The organism is Bradyrhizobium sp. PMVTL-01 (genome assembly GCF_051861855.1).
Taxonomy (GTDB): domain Bacteria; phylum Pseudomonadota; class Alphaproteobacteria; order Rhizobiales; family Xanthobacteraceae; genus Bradyrhizobium.
Genome location: NZ_CP193982.1, coordinates 2,479,585 through 2,494,059, shown reverse-complemented (window position 1 = coordinate 2,494,059; position 14,475 = coordinate 2,479,585). Strand labels below are relative to the sequence as shown.

Annotated in this window: 10 protein-coding genes; 4 read left to right on the top strand and 6 right to left on the bottom strand. The window is 57.1% G+C overall.

Features of this window, described 5'->3' with window-relative positions; genetic code table 11:
* Window positions 1-560 precede the first annotated feature (560 nt).
* The 4 genes from trpD (at window position 561) to ACRQ5Q_RS11225 (ending at window position 5,120) form a co-directional block, all read left to right on the top strand.
* Window positions 561-1,574, top strand: a complete 1,014-nt coding sequence (gene trpD / locus ACRQ5Q_RS11240; protein WP_439397751.1) for an anthranilate phosphoribosyltransferase — start codon at window positions 561-563, stop codon at window positions 1,572-1,574.
* A gap of 1,362 nt (window positions 1,575-2,936) precedes the next feature.
* Window positions 2,937-3,173, top strand: coding sequence for a hypothetical protein (locus ACRQ5Q_RS11235; RefSeq protein WP_439397750.1), 237 nt, complete (start codon window positions 2,937-2,939; stop codon window positions 3,171-3,173).
* Window positions 3,174-3,326: 153 nt separating this feature from the next.
* Complete coding sequence (locus ACRQ5Q_RS11230) at window positions 3,327-3,713, top strand: hypothetical protein (RefSeq protein ID WP_439397748.1); 387 nt, start codon at window positions 3,327-3,329, stop codon at window positions 3,711-3,713.
* A 114-nt stretch (window positions 3,714-3,827) separates the two neighbouring features.
* Window positions 3,828-5,120: a peptide ligase PGM1-related protein gene (locus ACRQ5Q_RS11225; RefSeq protein WP_439397746.1), complete on the top strand. Its 1,293-nt coding sequence runs from the start codon at window positions 3,828-3,830 to the stop codon at window positions 5,118-5,120.
* A 291-nt stretch (window positions 5,121-5,411) separates the two neighbouring features.
* Here ACRQ5Q_RS11225 and ACRQ5Q_RS11220 read toward each other — a convergent pair whose 3' ends face one another.
* The 6 genes from ACRQ5Q_RS11220 to ACRQ5Q_RS11195 form a co-directional block, all read right to left on the bottom strand.
* On the bottom strand, window positions 5,412-6,077 hold the full coding sequence (locus tag ACRQ5Q_RS11220; protein WP_439397744.1) for a 2OG-Fe(II) oxygenase: 666 nt from the start codon (window positions 6,075-6,077) through the stop codon (window positions 5,412-5,414).
* Window positions 6,077-7,585: a GFA family protein gene (locus tag ACRQ5Q_RS11215; RefSeq protein WP_439397742.1), complete on the bottom strand. Its 1,509-nt coding sequence runs from the start codon at window positions 7,583-7,585 to the stop codon at window positions 6,077-6,079. The genes ACRQ5Q_RS11220 and ACRQ5Q_RS11215 overlap by 1 nt, the downstream gene beginning before the upstream one ends.
* An 823-nt stretch (window positions 7,586-8,408) precedes the next feature.
* Complete coding sequence (locus ACRQ5Q_RS11210; protein WP_439397741.1) at window positions 8,409-9,275, bottom strand: electron transfer flavoprotein subunit beta/FixA family protein; 867 nt, start codon at window positions 9,273-9,275, stop codon at window positions 8,409-8,411.
* Between the two features lie 531 nt (window positions 9,276-9,806).
* Window positions 9,807-11,558, bottom strand: a complete 1,752-nt coding sequence (nifA, locus tag ACRQ5Q_RS11205) for a nif-specific transcriptional activator NifA (protein WP_439397739.1) — start codon at window positions 11,556-11,558, stop codon at window positions 9,807-9,809.
* A gap of 254 nt (window positions 11,559-11,812) precedes the next feature.
* A complete protein-coding gene (locus ACRQ5Q_RS11200) occupies window positions 11,813-12,649 on the bottom strand; it encodes an SDR family NAD(P)-dependent oxidoreductase (RefSeq protein ID WP_439397738.1) in 837 nt (278 codons plus the stop codon).
* Window positions 12,650-13,291: 642 nt separating this feature from the next.
* The gene (locus ACRQ5Q_RS11195; protein WP_439397736.1) at window positions 13,292-14,404 is read right to left on the bottom strand and encodes a nodulation protein NodZ; all 1,113 of its coding nucleotides are present in this window, start codon (window positions 14,402-14,404) and stop codon (window positions 13,292-13,294) included.
* Window positions 14,405-14,475: the final 71 nt, after the last annotated feature.

Below are 14,475 nucleotides of genomic sequence, written 5' to 3'. Positions count from 1 at the left end.
GACGTGATCTCCGGGCGGGACATTAGCAATAAGAGCAGCGGCTCGAAATAAAGATGCTGCGACCCGGTCCGACTCCTCTCCAGACGTCGCCCAGCTTGACGTGCAACGCGTCACTCGAGGGGTCGCCGGGCGGTTCACCTCTTCATGCGGGCGGATCAAGGACGCGTCCTCGCTTCTTGAAGGCTGTCGCGCACAGGCTCATTTGCAGCCCGGCGAATTTATTTTGTAGAGCCAGCTGAGCTCGGCCTGAACTCTTCAGCACGATATACTCATAATTCGTGGGAAGCCGATCAGCGGCTCCGTTACGCCGGCGCCCGGGAAGCCAAGGCTAGCCGCAACTATCCTATCGACGGCACCATCGATGGAGAGAGCTTGACCCTCACGTGGCGTCAGGTTGTAGCGTCGCCACTGATGCCCACGTTCATCTGACGGCCGCCTCAAGGCGAAGTGCGGCATAGCGCGTGCGAATAGACCGGCAGCTGCGACAAGGCATGCGGTTTGCAAAGACGCGTGGCTGAACAGTCAGGCCGCAGATTTGACAAAGGAACGTGTAAAGTTCGATGGAACCGCTCAAGTCGATTATCGCCAAAGTTGCCAGCGGCGCCACTCTGACGCGTGAAGAGGCTGCGTCAGCGTTCGACAGCATGCTGTCGGGTGACGCAACTCCCTCGCAAATCGGTGCCTTGTTGATTGGAATGAGGGTCCGCGGCGAGACAGTCGAAGAAGTCACCGGCGCCGCATCCGCAATGCGAAATATAATGCCCAAGGTGGAAATGCGATGCGACCCCATCGATATCACTGGCACGAGCGATACCGCTATGTGTTCGCTCAACGTATCGACGTGCGCTTCTTTCATCGTCGCCGGGGTCGGCGTTCCCGTCGCCAAGAATGTCGGCCCCGCTGCATCCTTGCGCTCGAGCATCGCAGACGTGTTGGGGCGCCTCGGCGTAAAGGTCGATCTCAAGCCTGACGCGATTGCACGTTGTGTGCACGAAGCCGACATTGGCTTCATGTTTGCGTCAGCCGGCTATCCTGCGATGCAGCGCATCAGCCAGATCCGGGGCGTGCTTGGAACCTACACGATGTTCAATCTGATCGAGGCTCTGTCGAATCCGGCCGGGGTCAAGCGGCAGATCCTCGGAGTATTCACTCCCGAATGGGTGCAGCCTCTGGCGTACGTCTTGAGCAACCTGGGCGCCGATTCGGTATGGGTTGTTCATGGCTCGGACGGGCTCGATGAAATATCCCTTACCGGCACAAGCTTCGTTGCTGCGGTTGAGGCCGGTACAGTCCGCACGTTCGAAGTGACGCCGGAAGAAGCCGGGCTCCCCCGCTACCGCGCCGATGCGTTGGAGACCTGCGATGTTGAGTCTCATGCCGCTGCGTTACAAAAAGTGCTTGACGGCCTGCCAGGACGTTTTCGCGATGCCGCACTTTTGAACGCGGCGGCGGCACTGGTGGTGGCCGGGCGTGCCTCGAACCTACAGGAAGGCGTGGCACTTGGACAAGAATCACTTGATCGCGGCGCGGCAGCCGCCCGACTGAATCGCTTGATCGCGGTTTCAAACGCCTGAGAGCCGGGTTGGCTGATGCTCGATCAATGCCGTCAAGACGCAGCTTACGCGCGCGAAAATATTGCAGCCGCAATACGCGTCAGTTCTGCGGAATTTGGGTGAGCGCCACCGACGCAAGTCTTTGTCAAAACAACTCGCGCTGAGCACGTGACCCGACAGCCACCCCTTCGTCTACTAGAGGCTATCCGAGGCCAGGTCACTGAGGTGAGGACCCGCGCCGCAACGTGCGTTGCGCGCCAAAGGAGATAATCGGTGATGCCCTGGCAAAGGATTGAAACACTCGGAACGATAGCAACGATAGAACACATCATTCTGAAGTTTCGGGAATTGATCGATACAGATAGCTCGATCCCGCCAGAGCTGCGGCGTGCACTGCACGAGATCCTGGATGAGCATCTTCTCGAGGCAAAACGGCGTGTTCTCCTAAGAGCGCATTAGGCGCGGCGATTCGGTCTACATGCCGGAGAGACTGTCAGGTCGACATCGTGCTTTACGCACACGCCTAAGACAATGCCGCCAAGCCGGGCTTCTATCTGCTCGCTTGCCCAGCGGTGGCCAAGTGACATTGCCAAGCGCCGCGACTCTCGCCCTTCTCAGACTGACCGCCGATGACGATTCCCGCATACGCCCCGTGAGCAACTCTAACTTTCTTCGGATGTCGGCGACCAACGTGCGTTGAACAGGCCCGGCGCATTCGTCGAATCTTTCATCAAAGGCCTCACAGGGCTACACCCCAACCAGGGCAGCGCTGAAATGCTTGCGACGGCCCCTTGGCGGGCTGCTTGGGCTAGCTTGGGCTAACGTGAGCTTGGCCACTTTCCCGTCGACCGCCAAAAAGGACTTGAATCTGACGTAGCGTTAAATCGTAGGCTCTGGGGTGGCACCCATCTGGGTGTGAAGGACTTCGAATGCCTCAGCTGGTCAGATCCGCGGACCGAATCATGCTCCTCATTCTCTATAACCCGTCGCTCGGGAGGGCTATGCAGCGAGTTCCGATTGCGGCGGCAGAACTCGCACCTAGCCACAAGCGGTTCGGCATTTCTGATCCGAACCATGCGGCTGTCGGCGGCCGCTCCGCCAGAGAGCCTATAAGCTCAGCATTTGTGGGCGCGGCACTCTACGCCAAACCCCTAGGTGCCGCTGCTTTGCTAGCAAGCCCCTCGTCTCGCGCAGCAACGCAAAAACTCAGTTTGCCGAACCCGCTACTTTCAAACTTCTTTCCCGCACCTGGCAAGGCATTTCGGCGGCGCAAGGTGCGGCAGATGGTGAGCCCGCGCAGGTTTTCGAGGAATGACCCGCGCGTGTGACTCCGCGCGACCAGCGCGGCACCGAAGACATTGCTTGGCATGCTGGAGCAGAAAGTTGAAAGACCCGGACGGTCTTAAGAAGGTCCTGTTAATTGATCATATTGAAGGCCAGTGCCGTTGCATCATCGGCTTCAAAGATGGAGATATGAGAGCGGCCTATATGTGCGGCGAGCCTGTATATCAAAGGCGCGGCAAGAAAACCTCTTCGTGGTGCGCCTATCACTACCGACAGATGCACACGAGCGCAGCAGAGCAGAGCAAAGTGAGTGATCGATCGGCAGATTTCCCTTGAGCGATATCCACCCTTCGCAACCCATGACAGCCATCAAAAGCCGGGTTCTGCCAAGACCCTGTGATCATGGTCTGTACAAGGGGCAAGCGACGCATATCACCCGGGCATCGTTGAAGTACGTCGGCGCAGACATAATGTGCGGACCTGATACACATGAATAGCCAACTGGATTCCTCGACCCAGGTCGAGCGACACAATACGTATACTCTCGACAAGACCGTAAACCATTTCGACCGGAAAACGCCAAGTTTTGTCGTCCTCAATCGACACATCGAGCGGGCGTCTCGTTCCTTCGAGAGCCTCTTTGGTGTCCAAAGAGGAGACCGACCCGAGATTTCCAGCCTCGCCGGGGACATTAAACGCTGCGACACCGATGGATCTTTTCCGCTTCACGGCGGCAACACAACTCCCGATTATTTCAAACGAAAATACACATATAGCAAGAATAGAGCGAGCGCTTACGGAATATCCAGATGCAGCCGAATGCAGCTGGTCGGTCGCGCCGATGACCGCTCGGAAGAAGCAAGCGCTACATCGTAGGTGACGGGCGCAAACTCTCTGCTCTCTCAGAGCCTCACCACGGCATGGTTGCCATGACGATCCCATCCTGATCACGTCCAGATACCCGGAGTAGAGATGCCGCGGATCATAATCATGAATGCCGGTACGCCTCAGATGTCCGGCGCCCATCTAACAAAAGCTCAACTTTCGCTGGCCGCAAACTCGGCATATCGTTCAGCGTGGTTTGCTCAGCAGGGCGACCTGATAGTCTCCCCGGTAGTGATTCCGGCGGATCTGCTATCCTTCATTGGCGGGACGCTCGATTTCGATGTATCGAGTCTTCGCCTGCTTGTACCTGCGAGCCGCCAATCGACGATTCTCGATGATTGTACGTTGCTGTCCAAGACTGTTGTTGAGCGAATAAAAAGACATCTTTGCCAGAAATCAGCCTGGCGATTGTATCCCTGCTACCCTACCGAAGGCGTTGCACGCCTGGCGGCCATGCTAGGCATACCGAACACCGGTGGCGAGTTCGCTTTGCAGCGCGGGCCCGATCTGTTGAATCGCAAGAGCCACTTCCGCCAATTGGCAACCAGCGTCGCACTTCCGCTCCCTCATGGGTCAGTCGCGACAGACCCAAATGGATTATTCGAAGCCGTCACCTCCCTCAAATCCGAGACCGGCAGGGTCATTGTAAAATTGGATAATGGAGCTGGTGGAGTCGGAAATGTCATCTTGACCAGCAATAAGAGCGATCCGCTACCTGGAGCCAGGGATACTCGGTGGATTTCGTGGCCGTCGTTTGATCCCGAAGCGCTTTGGTCTGAGATGACAACAGCCTCGTGTAAGACGCTTGTCGTGGAATCGTACCACTTGGCCCAATCTTTGTTCTATCTCGAGTATGCAATCCAGGATGATGCATCAATCGCTTTTATCAATAGTGGAAGCATACATCTGCGCAAAAGCACAGACCGATCCGAAAGAGCTCTGATCTGGACCGGGCTTGAGCTTCCAAGCGACCTGGAGAATGAGCAAAGGCTGTCTGCCCAGGCGCATGCCTACCGATTTGTGGCACTAGCGCGCGACCTGGGATATCGCGGAATGATCAACATCGACGCCATTTTCGCTAAAGATGGACGGTTGCTGTTCAATGAAGCGAACGGCCGCTGGGGTGGCGGCTCGGTGTTACACGACATCGCCATTCGTCTGCTAGGCTTCGACTATTCCGGTTCCAACGTTGTTTTGTCAGTAAGAAATGTCCGATCACCATCCTTCCAAGCCGCGCATGATCGTTTCGTCAAAGATGGACTTATCTTTGACCGCACCCGTAAGGAGGGCGTGATCCCACTTGCCGCCGACGAAGAGGCTGGCACTGTGGAGTGTGTTGTGATTGCGCCCAACAGGCTCGCGGCCCACGATCAGCAACACCGACTGTTGAGGTCCTAGCAAACAAACCGTCAGCCGCTCAATTTGGCGCCGCTGCCCACGGGTACACTATCGCGCACCGCCGACGCGCCCCCGTGGTTTCACGCAGCGACGAAGATGGCCACAATCACCGAGTAAGCTTTGGTCGGATGATGCGTCGTGGCCGTACAGAGATCAATGTTAGCCATCGCTTCCGACAAGAATTGTCTCAGACCTTACGAAGGTCAGTCTGACCACAAGATGGGAAAGCAATCTAATTCTCCGGAGAGCCGCTCGCCGCCCGATTCTCAGAGAACCATATCAGGCGCCACCCTAAAGCCGAGCGGTAGGACCTTCGATGACCCGACGGTTCGCGCCGCCGCGTTTCGAACAGAAGTACACGAGGGATCGGCGTTCCCCGCTCAACACCGGCCTTACCTCATGCCGCACCTTACATGTTGTGACAATCACGGCGCCAAATGGCGGTCGGAATACGTGCTGTTCGTACCCCGTTGGATATACCACGAATTCGCCGCCGTTGAAGTCTCTCGTTAGCTGCACAATCACCGAGTACTCGAAATCCGGATCGCTCTCCGCGTCCAAATGGATGCCGACAAAAGACCCCGGCGGCATACGATGCATTTGGCATCGGCGAACCACGTAATCTGAGGATGCTCCGAATATCTTGCTTAGCGCGAAGCTGCGGTCTTTACTTTCGAGTAGCTCCATGATCTGCCGTGCAGCTGTCCCGCTCACGTTGCTAGGCGCGCGGCCCGGCGGGTCTACCCTCACGCGCTTGACAAAGACCCTGTGCAAGTCGCCGGCATCTCCCTCCCGCACTTCTTCTTCCGGGATATCAGCCTGCAGCTGATCGATCTTGGCCAAGTCGTCTTGGGTGAATAATATCTGCGGGGCGATCACGACCGTCCCTTTCACTAACAGCTCTACGCGGTACTTTGTCAGCACTTCTTCTGTAAGCAGACGGGATTTATCATTCATTACGCGCGCCATTCGAGCTCACTCCTTTGATTTTCGAAGCATGACTCCGGGTCCTGGTGCAATGACGCGAATGCCTGCTCCCAATGCTCGCCATCGAACTCAGTTATTCTTATGAGCTCAATCGCCCTTCTATCCAGACATCGAACATTTACGCTGAACCCGGAGGGATTCGACCTCGGCCTATAGAATGGCTTTACGCCGCAAAGCCGGCAAAACGTGTGCCGAGCAATGTTCTTGTTGAACTGGTACGTAGTGAGGAATTCTTCACCGCACTCGATGCGTAGCTTATCGCCAGTTACGAGCAAGTGAACGAATCCAGACATTTGACAAATTGAGCAATTGCATCGAACTGCGGGCAGCTCTCGGGGCGCACTGACGTGGAACTTGATAGAGCCACAATGACAACGTCCATGATGTTGGATCTCTGAGTGATCATCTCCCGTGCACACGGCCATCCCGAGCAGATCGCGGCACCAACGGACGCTAAGCTCATAGGCTCGATCGAATTCATCCAAAAAGCGATCACTACTCCCGGGCGGCACGAGTTTACCAATCAGCCGGCCTGTCATCTCTCCGTGGTACTTCTCCGCAGGATCCTCTCCGCCGACATGAACGCGAAAATACTCGAGATCGTCCGGCCGCGCTTTGAAGGTCTTTACCAAAGTGGTCCACAGCGACTGGATCATATCCGCAGCATGGAGTTCAAAAGCAACCATGTAGGCGCAACGAACCAAGGCGTCTTTCGATGACAATCCGGCATAGAGAGAATGCAGGTACTGCCTCGTCCTGTCGCTATAGTTGGGCAGTATTGCTCTGCCGAGTAGTTGCGAGGCATCCTTTCTCAAGAGGTTGGAGTGAAAGTATTCCGTCACAAGAATATCGGGTAGCGCCGCCTTGCCGCCCTGCAGAATCCGAGCATGGCCACCGGTCTCATCCCAGCAGATAAAATTGGCGACCACGCTTGTCAGTTCAATGTCCCTCGCAAGATCCCGATTTTGATCCATTGCATCGAATATGAGATCCCTTTGGGACCCTGCCTGCAGGTACGGGAACGCCTGTGACATCGCCAGGTATTCAGGCAGCAGGCTGGCGAGCTGATCTTCGGACATCGGCGAGGCGAACGGATGCGGACCGAATAAGGCTTGCGCTTGCTCGGTCAAGTACTCGCAGGATATCTTCGGAGGTTGATCAGGTGCAAATTGAGACGCTCGAGATGTCATTTGACCCTTGCAGATGAGAAGCGAACCGATCGTGGACGAAGCAACTCCGTATCCAGGCCAGCTATTAAACGCCCTGAGTTCATTGGCTTCGAAGGGCCTATGACTGCGATCACCTTTCTGGCGAACTTTCGTAGTTTCCTTGGCGGGGATGGCGGCATACTCTGTCCTGCTCATGCACATCGAAGGGAATGCGTTCACTGATGGAGCGGCGAGGATCCGTTGATTTCCGGTCACCAGCAATCCGATGCCGCAAAGCCAGCCACGGCCAGCATGCGCGTGGAGGCTCATCGTGGATACTTCGCCGCGCACGCCATGCTAATATCGCGTGCGCGAGTGGCGCGCCTGGTCGCTCGGCGAGCTTGCAGCTTTCGCGATCCGGGGCCAATGAGCCAAGCCCTCGCGGTTGCTGCTGCCACTTCATCGAAGCGCTGTCAGCTTGGTACAGCATTCCAAAATCCAATTCGTACCTACCGAGCTCATAGGGCCTCCGGTGCCTGGTGGGTCAGGTTCGCGATCACCACCTCCTAGTTCTTACTGGCTCACAGCAATCATCATGCCAACTCTTGAATTCGCTTCGTAAGAGGCCGAAGAGGTTACTACGCTCGTGACCTCTCCTCATTGCAAGTGCATAGCCCTTGAGAGGCTGCGCACTGCCGTTAGAAACTCAAACAGCGAATGGCCAGCAGCCGTTCACATGCGTACGGGGCTGCTGAATCGTGGAGATTGCCTCAAGGGCGCCGCATGGATTGGCTTTGCGCCCTAAAGCCAGCGACAGCGCTTTTGGCGCGCAGAGGGCAGCGTTAGTATGGTGACGAGGGTCGCCGACGTATTCCGTCTTCGCTCGCGACCGTTAAGGGGGGAAGCAGTGACCTTCCATCGAACACGACCGAACGGAGGATCTGGAATATGCGCAGGCACGGTTGGCTTTATCCCGACAATCCCGTGCGATTCCGGGCATCGACCATGCGGCCCCAGTTCTGCGGCCCCAGTTGATAGCGAGATCGACGGACACCATGGCAGACATTATTAGCAGCTGGCCGAGATTCCTAGCTACATGTTGCACGCTCATCGACACCGGCGCGGCATTGGTACATTCCTTGGAGCGTAATTGCTAAGATTGCCTGGAATCTCCAGATCGAGCGTCACGAGCAAGTGCCGCAAGATCGGTTTCGAGCTTCGGTTGATGCGAGAAAATTGCGTCTATCAACGCCTGCGCCGGTTGCTCGGCGCACTCGACCAACGCCGCCTTCTCGGCCCGCGCAGAGGGAGCGAACACACGCTTGACGACAGTTGGCGAGCCCTTGAGCCCGCATTTTGAGATGTCTTCGATACCGGCATCTTGCGCGCTCCATTTCAAGATTTGGGCACGCGCGGCACGTAAGGCATCCGCCATCGCGCCGCGACGAATCTGATTCGTCGCCTCAAGCATGGTGATGAGGCAGGGCAATCTGGTGTGCAGAACCTGCACACCACCTTCCGAGCGTCGCTCAGCTTCTATTGTTTGATTGGCGACGTCCAGGGATCTGACCTTCGCAACGTAAGTTAGCTGGCCTACGCCCAGGCGCTTTGCGATGCCGGGACCAACCTGCGCAGTATCGCCGTCGATGGTCTGCTTTCCCGTGAAGATGAGGTTTGTCCGGCCATATTCCTTACCAATTTTCCGGATCGCTGTTGCAAGTGCATACGTTGTGGCAAGCGTATCGGATCCCGCAAAGCAGCGATCGGTGAGTAGGACGGCGCGATCAGCACCATAGGTCAGTGCCTTTCTCAAGGACTCCTCGGCCGATGGCGGTCCCATGGTAAGCACGGTAATTTCGCCGCCGAACCGATCGCGCAGCTCCAGCGCGGCCTCGAGCGCGAAGAGGTCATATGGGTTGATGATGGTCGGCACTCCCTGACGCATGATTGTATTGGTTACGGGGTGCACGCGGATCTGCGCCGAGTCCGGAACTTGTTTGATGCAGACAACATTATGCACGGGGTTGCTCCTAAAGTTGCGTCAGCTGCGAAGAGAGCAGCAAGTGTTGTACCATCCCCGCCGTTTTGGACTCGGCTTGCGGTCACAAAGGCTCAAACCGGGTAATGCGCCTCTCTAGGCTGCTCTTCCTGACGAACGAATGCCGACACAAGTCAGGGCTCGGACAGCGCTGTTCCTGAGCGCACACCAGGCAAGTGACGGCAGGACTGCTCGCGGGATGACTGCCGCTAATCACCTGCGCGCATCACACCGATCGAGCGCCAATAAGCATTTCGTTCGCTAATCCGGCTTGATTGAGCACCGGGATGATAGCTCTTTACGTGACGAGCAACCGGCGGTTCGCGATTCTATGACCCGCAGGTGAGGATCTCATGGCGCACGCTCCGTCTCTTACCGAACAGATCAGGCCTCCTCGCGGTCGCCGCGCTCGCAGCCAGGTCGTCGCCGCGGATGGACCTATACCCTTATTGCATGGACCGGATCGTCTTCACCTATCGATTTGGCCGTATCAGTTCCGCCCGATGTGGCCGTTCAGAACCGCTTTATCTCGATCCCGTATTTCCTCAGCGCGTAGCCGATTTGGCGCGGGGTTAGTCCAAGTAGGCGCGCTGCCTTGGCCTGCACCCAGCCACATTTTTCCATGGCCGCAATGACCCGCTCGCGATCGGCCATCCTCGCACCGCCAACGAGAACCGTGCCGGGAGGTGCCAATGAGGCCAGTTCGCAGCCAGACTGCGGCGGCGGGGTCGTTTCAGCTAGCGGAATGATGGGTCTTGCAGGCATCGGTTGCATCGGTGCCGCCTGGTCTGTTTTGCCGTACGATGTGTCTTTCCACAGCATCGTGGAAAGGCACTGGTCTTGGCTGCATGCAAAGTCACTTCTCACAATCGATGATCCGGCACACAGCGTCGCTGTTCGCTCGATGCAGTTTTCGAGTTCGCGGACATTTCCCGGAAAGCCACAGCTCATCAGTACTTCGATCGCACTCGCCTCCAGGGTGAGCGTACGGCCGTTCTCGCTGTTGAACTTTCTGAGGAACTCTCTGGCGAGCAGCGGGATATCACTGCGTCTTTCGCGCAGCGGCGGCAACAACAAGGGCACTACGCTAATACGATAATAGAGGTCCGCGCGGAACTCGCTCCTTGCCACGGCCTCTTCAAGGTTCCTGTTGGTCGCAGCTATAACTCGAACATCGACTTTAATCGTGTGATTGCTGCCGACGCGCTCGAACTCCTGCTCTTGCAGAACTCGCAGCAACTTCGCCTGGAACGGAGCTGAGATCTCGCCGATCTCGTCAAGAAATAGCGTCCCTTTGTCAGCAAGTTCGAAGCGCCCCTTGCGGGAGCTGACAGCACCGGTAAAGGCACCTTTCTCATGGCCAAACAATTCCGATTCCAGAACCGTCTCCGGGAGCGCCGCGCAATTCAGCTTAACGAACGGCCGCTTAGCACGGGCCGAGGACTCGTGAATGGCCTTGGCTACGAGCTCCTTGCCGGTGCCCGATTCGCCGCGCAGCAGAACCGTGCTGTTCGATCTGGCTACAACCGCAATCTTCTCGAGCAGCCCGCTCAGCGCCGGGCTGTCGCCAATGATTCCGTGGGCGTGAAGCTTCTTGCGTTCGCGAGCGGGCGGCCCGCCGTCAACTATCTGCTTCTCTAGCCGGTCTTTGTCCACTAACAATGGCTCGCGATCGCCGGCAAACAAGCGATGTAACTTTACTGCTTGTCCCACCAGGTTGGCGACCATGGTGAGCAGCCGCCTATCGTACTCGAGCCGGAGACTTGAACTATCTTCCGGGATACGGTCGATCGTCAGCGTGCCAACGACCCCCTGATCAATACGAATCGGAACCCCGATGAATGCTAACGGCATACTCTCGGAGGCGCCGAGAACCTCCCGGTCGGCAGCGCTGAAGGCCGGCTCAGCGGCTACGTTCTCGACGACAAGTGGCCTGCCTGTCGTTACAATCTCGTCGATTGCTTTCTGCGGCAGGCAACTCCGGTAACCTTCGCCAGTGCCTTCGCTCCAGCCGGCGCCGACTGTAATTTCTGGCATGCCGTCATCCCTGAACAGTGAGACGATGCCGTGTCGCATCGGCACAAACGATTGCAGAACAGCAAGGACGTTGGCCACGGTGACTTCGAGCCGACCAGGAGCATTGAGTATGTTCGATATTTCGAAGATACCGGTCAGCGCGTTCTCATGCGACGGCTCCTCCGGGGGCTTACGCTCCGGCTCCGGTTGCGAGGCAGGTCTTTCGCTCGAGGAAGGAATATGCAGCATGAGCCTGTCTCCGTTGTCTTGGTCATCCTCCCTGGAGCAATGTCCGGATTGGCGAGCTTCGTTTTGCATGTCACTCTCGATCTAGCGCCAAGTGTTGACGACATGACATCGAACCGTGACACTTTTTCATGGCACGACAGTAAACTTGCAGTGTGGCTTCGATACATTTTTTGTTGATTGCATGCGCGCCGTCTGCGGAGAACACGAGTGCGGTTGCTGCAGTTCAAGTCAGCTTCGCCGCCGCGCCGACCTATTCACAGGTGCTGCCCACCATTGATCGGCACCTCAGCACCCGTGACATAACTCGCCGCATCCGAGCAGAGGAAGAAGATGACCTTGGCCACTTCGTCCGGGGTCCCCACTCTGCGCAGCGGGATACTTGGCACGAGACGGGCTTCCGTCTCCGGCGATAGCATGTCGGTTTTGATTTCGCCGGGCGCGATCGCATTTACGCGAATGCCATGCGGCGCGTAGTCGTGGGCCAGTTCGCGTGTGAGGCTCGCAAGCGCAGCTTTCGAGGTCGCATAGGCGCTACCGGCGAATGGGTGCACCCGAGAGCCCGCAATTGACGTTACATTCACGATCGATCCTGACGCGGCCTTTAGCTCATCAAACAAACCCTGCGCCAGCAGGATCGGAGCCACCAGATTAAGGTGAAAGACCCTCATCCAGGTATCGGTTGACGTGGTCAACGATGTCAGCCGATCGCCAGTTGGCGTTTTCGGCGAGACACCGGCATTATTCACCAGCGCGTGCAAGGGTGCACCGGCCAAGCGTTTCTTGACCTCGGTGATCGCCCCCGGCAGCATTCGATGATCGCCGAGGTCGATCTGGAAGTGATCGTCGTTCCCAACCTCCCAGGGACATCGCTCACCGTCGAACGGTTGGCGCGCGCAAGAAATGATGCGCCAGCCCGCTTCCGAGAATAGCTTGGCGGTGGCATGGCCAATTCCGCGCGATGCCCCGGTGAGCAACATCGTCTTCGGTTCTCCAGGATCAACGTGCGCTTTATCGGCCTCAACGAGGCGATCCAAATGTGCTTCGGGCAGAAGGCCTCTGATCAGTTTGTCATTCGGCAGATCGAGACCCACGGCCGCCTCCTCTACTGTTGCGCACGCGCACCCGTAGCAGGATTTGCGCCACTGCGATGCACGTAAATCCACTTCTGCTTCGCGTCCTAATGTCGCGCACGCCGAATGCTTGGGGGATTCAAGACAGCGGCGGTGAGCTTTCCGACAGCGATGGTGAATTCGCTACGTAAGTTTGCGAGCACACTCGCCCGCTTCTTGAAAGGGCGACCAGACGCGTTGGCCTTCTTGATCGCGCAGCCGTACGAGCCTGCGGCTGGCCGGCACCTCTCGTCGAAGAAGATCGCTCGGGATAACGGCCACCGGTATTAGCCGCGCTAACTCAAAAAACTGACGTACCGGGCTCGCACGTTAGATTCGCCCGCGGGGCAAGCACGAGCTGGCGTACTGAAATGTTTATCCGTGATTGAGTGCCGATTAGCTTCCATTTGTGGCCCCCGAAACGAAGACGACGTGCTCCTCCACGCTACAGCAGCACTTTAGGCCGTTCTTGTCGAAGTCGCGCGTCCGACCGCCGCTTCCTTCTGTTCGCCGGCTGAAAGTTTGTGGAGACTGCAACACGGACAGAAATCGTGGCATGGAAAGATCTTCCAGTACTCTTGGAGTACAGAGCGGCTGACAGATCGATCAAGCGGTCTGCGACTTTCATGAAGCCATGAGCTCTTGCGAGTCTTCCTCTATGAGGATCAAGCGGCCCGGATCGTTCAAATCGAATTCTATAACGCGTGGGGCAAAAAGACGCGCATAGCGCGTGAAGGCGCTCGTCGGGGGAAAACGGATCACGGTGTCGCAGCGGGCCAGGAGATACATCTCGGTGAGAGCAGAAAAGCCACCTTCGGCTCCGAGGGCAGGATTGTGTAATGGGCCGGCTTGAGGCGCCTGGAACTGCTTTGGGATCACGAATACATCAGGGAATTTAGCCGAAACCTGCTCAAGGACGAACGCGCTGTCCGTGCACAGGAACGCCCTCACAGGTTTTGCGTGGCGCAAACCCCTGGCCTTATCAATGGCATTACAGACCTGCTGCAAGGCGCGCTCCGCGTCCGCCCAGTAAGGAGCATGCCCCATAATATCTTCGCCGTTGCCATGCCGGACATGAATGCCGATGACGCTGTACGGCTCAAAGTGCTCGCGGTAGACAGCATCAATCCGAGCCTGAATTTCAGGTCGCGGCTTGATACTCTGGAAGATTTCTCGTTCCGCCTCCTGATCGCAGCGCCACATCAGGCAGGCATCACAGACAACCGTGTTAGCGTCGCTATCTCTCTGACTTTGGAACAGTTGATCGAGTTGGTCGCGTTCCCGGAAAATCTGCTCGTCCGGGCGATAGACGCAATCGATAGATGGCTTATTCCACCATGCCGGAAAGAATGGTCCCGGAAACGAACGTTGATTGATGTCGTCATCGCAAATTACCTGCACACCTGCAATGTCATCAACCGCTTCGAAGAAAACTGGAAAGGCATTGGCGAATGGTTCATCAAGATAACAAGATCCCCGCCAATCAATGGCTAGCGTCCGTCCTGTCTGCTTTGCAAAACGCCAGGCTGCCGCCAGTGACCACAGACAGTCGCCGAACCCCGTACGTCGCCGGGACACTACGAACCGATCATTCCCCAAATCGCTACCCATCTGCCTTGCCTTTTTGTGCGCTCCTGGTTGGACACGAGATGTCAACACAGACATCTCGGGCATCTTCTCGCCCGACGTCAGGGCCTGCGATCGTAGTACGGGCGAGCTGCGTCGGTAGAACTTCATAGCGGGGTTATCCGTGCTGGGCCGCGTTCTCTCAATACTTTCCGTGCTTTCTTCAGCGGTGTTGCATCGAC

What these genes read in the sequence shown, in the direction of transcription:
- trpD (WP_439397751.1), top strand. Translation starts at nt 561, where the DNA reads ATGGAACCGCTCAAGTCGATTATCGCCAAAGTTGCCAGCGGCGCCACT.
- ACRQ5Q_RS11230 (WP_439397748.1), top strand. Translation starts at nt 3,327, where the DNA reads ATGAATAGCCAACTGGATTCCTCGACCCAGGTCGAGCGACACAATACG.
- ACRQ5Q_RS11225 (WP_439397746.1), top strand. Translation starts at nt 3,828, where the DNA reads ATGAATGCCGGTACGCCTCAGATGTCCGGCGCCCATCTAACAAAAGCT.
- ACRQ5Q_RS11220 (WP_439397744.1), bottom strand. Translation starts at nt 6,077, where the DNA reads ATGAATGATAAATCCCGTCTGCTTACAGAAGAAGTGCTGACAAAGTAC.
- ACRQ5Q_RS11215 (WP_439397742.1), bottom strand. Translation starts at nt 7,585, where the DNA reads ATGAGCCTCCACGCGCATGCTGGCCGTGGCTGGCTTTGCGGCATCGGA.
- nifA (WP_439397739.1), bottom strand. Translation starts at nt 11,558, where the DNA reads ATGCTGCATATTCCTTCCTCGAGCGAAAGACCTGCCTCGCAACCGGAG.
- ACRQ5Q_RS11195 (WP_439397736.1), bottom strand. Translation starts at nt 14,404, where the DNA reads ATGAAGTTCTACCGACGCAGCTCGCCCGTACTACGATCGCAGGCCCTG.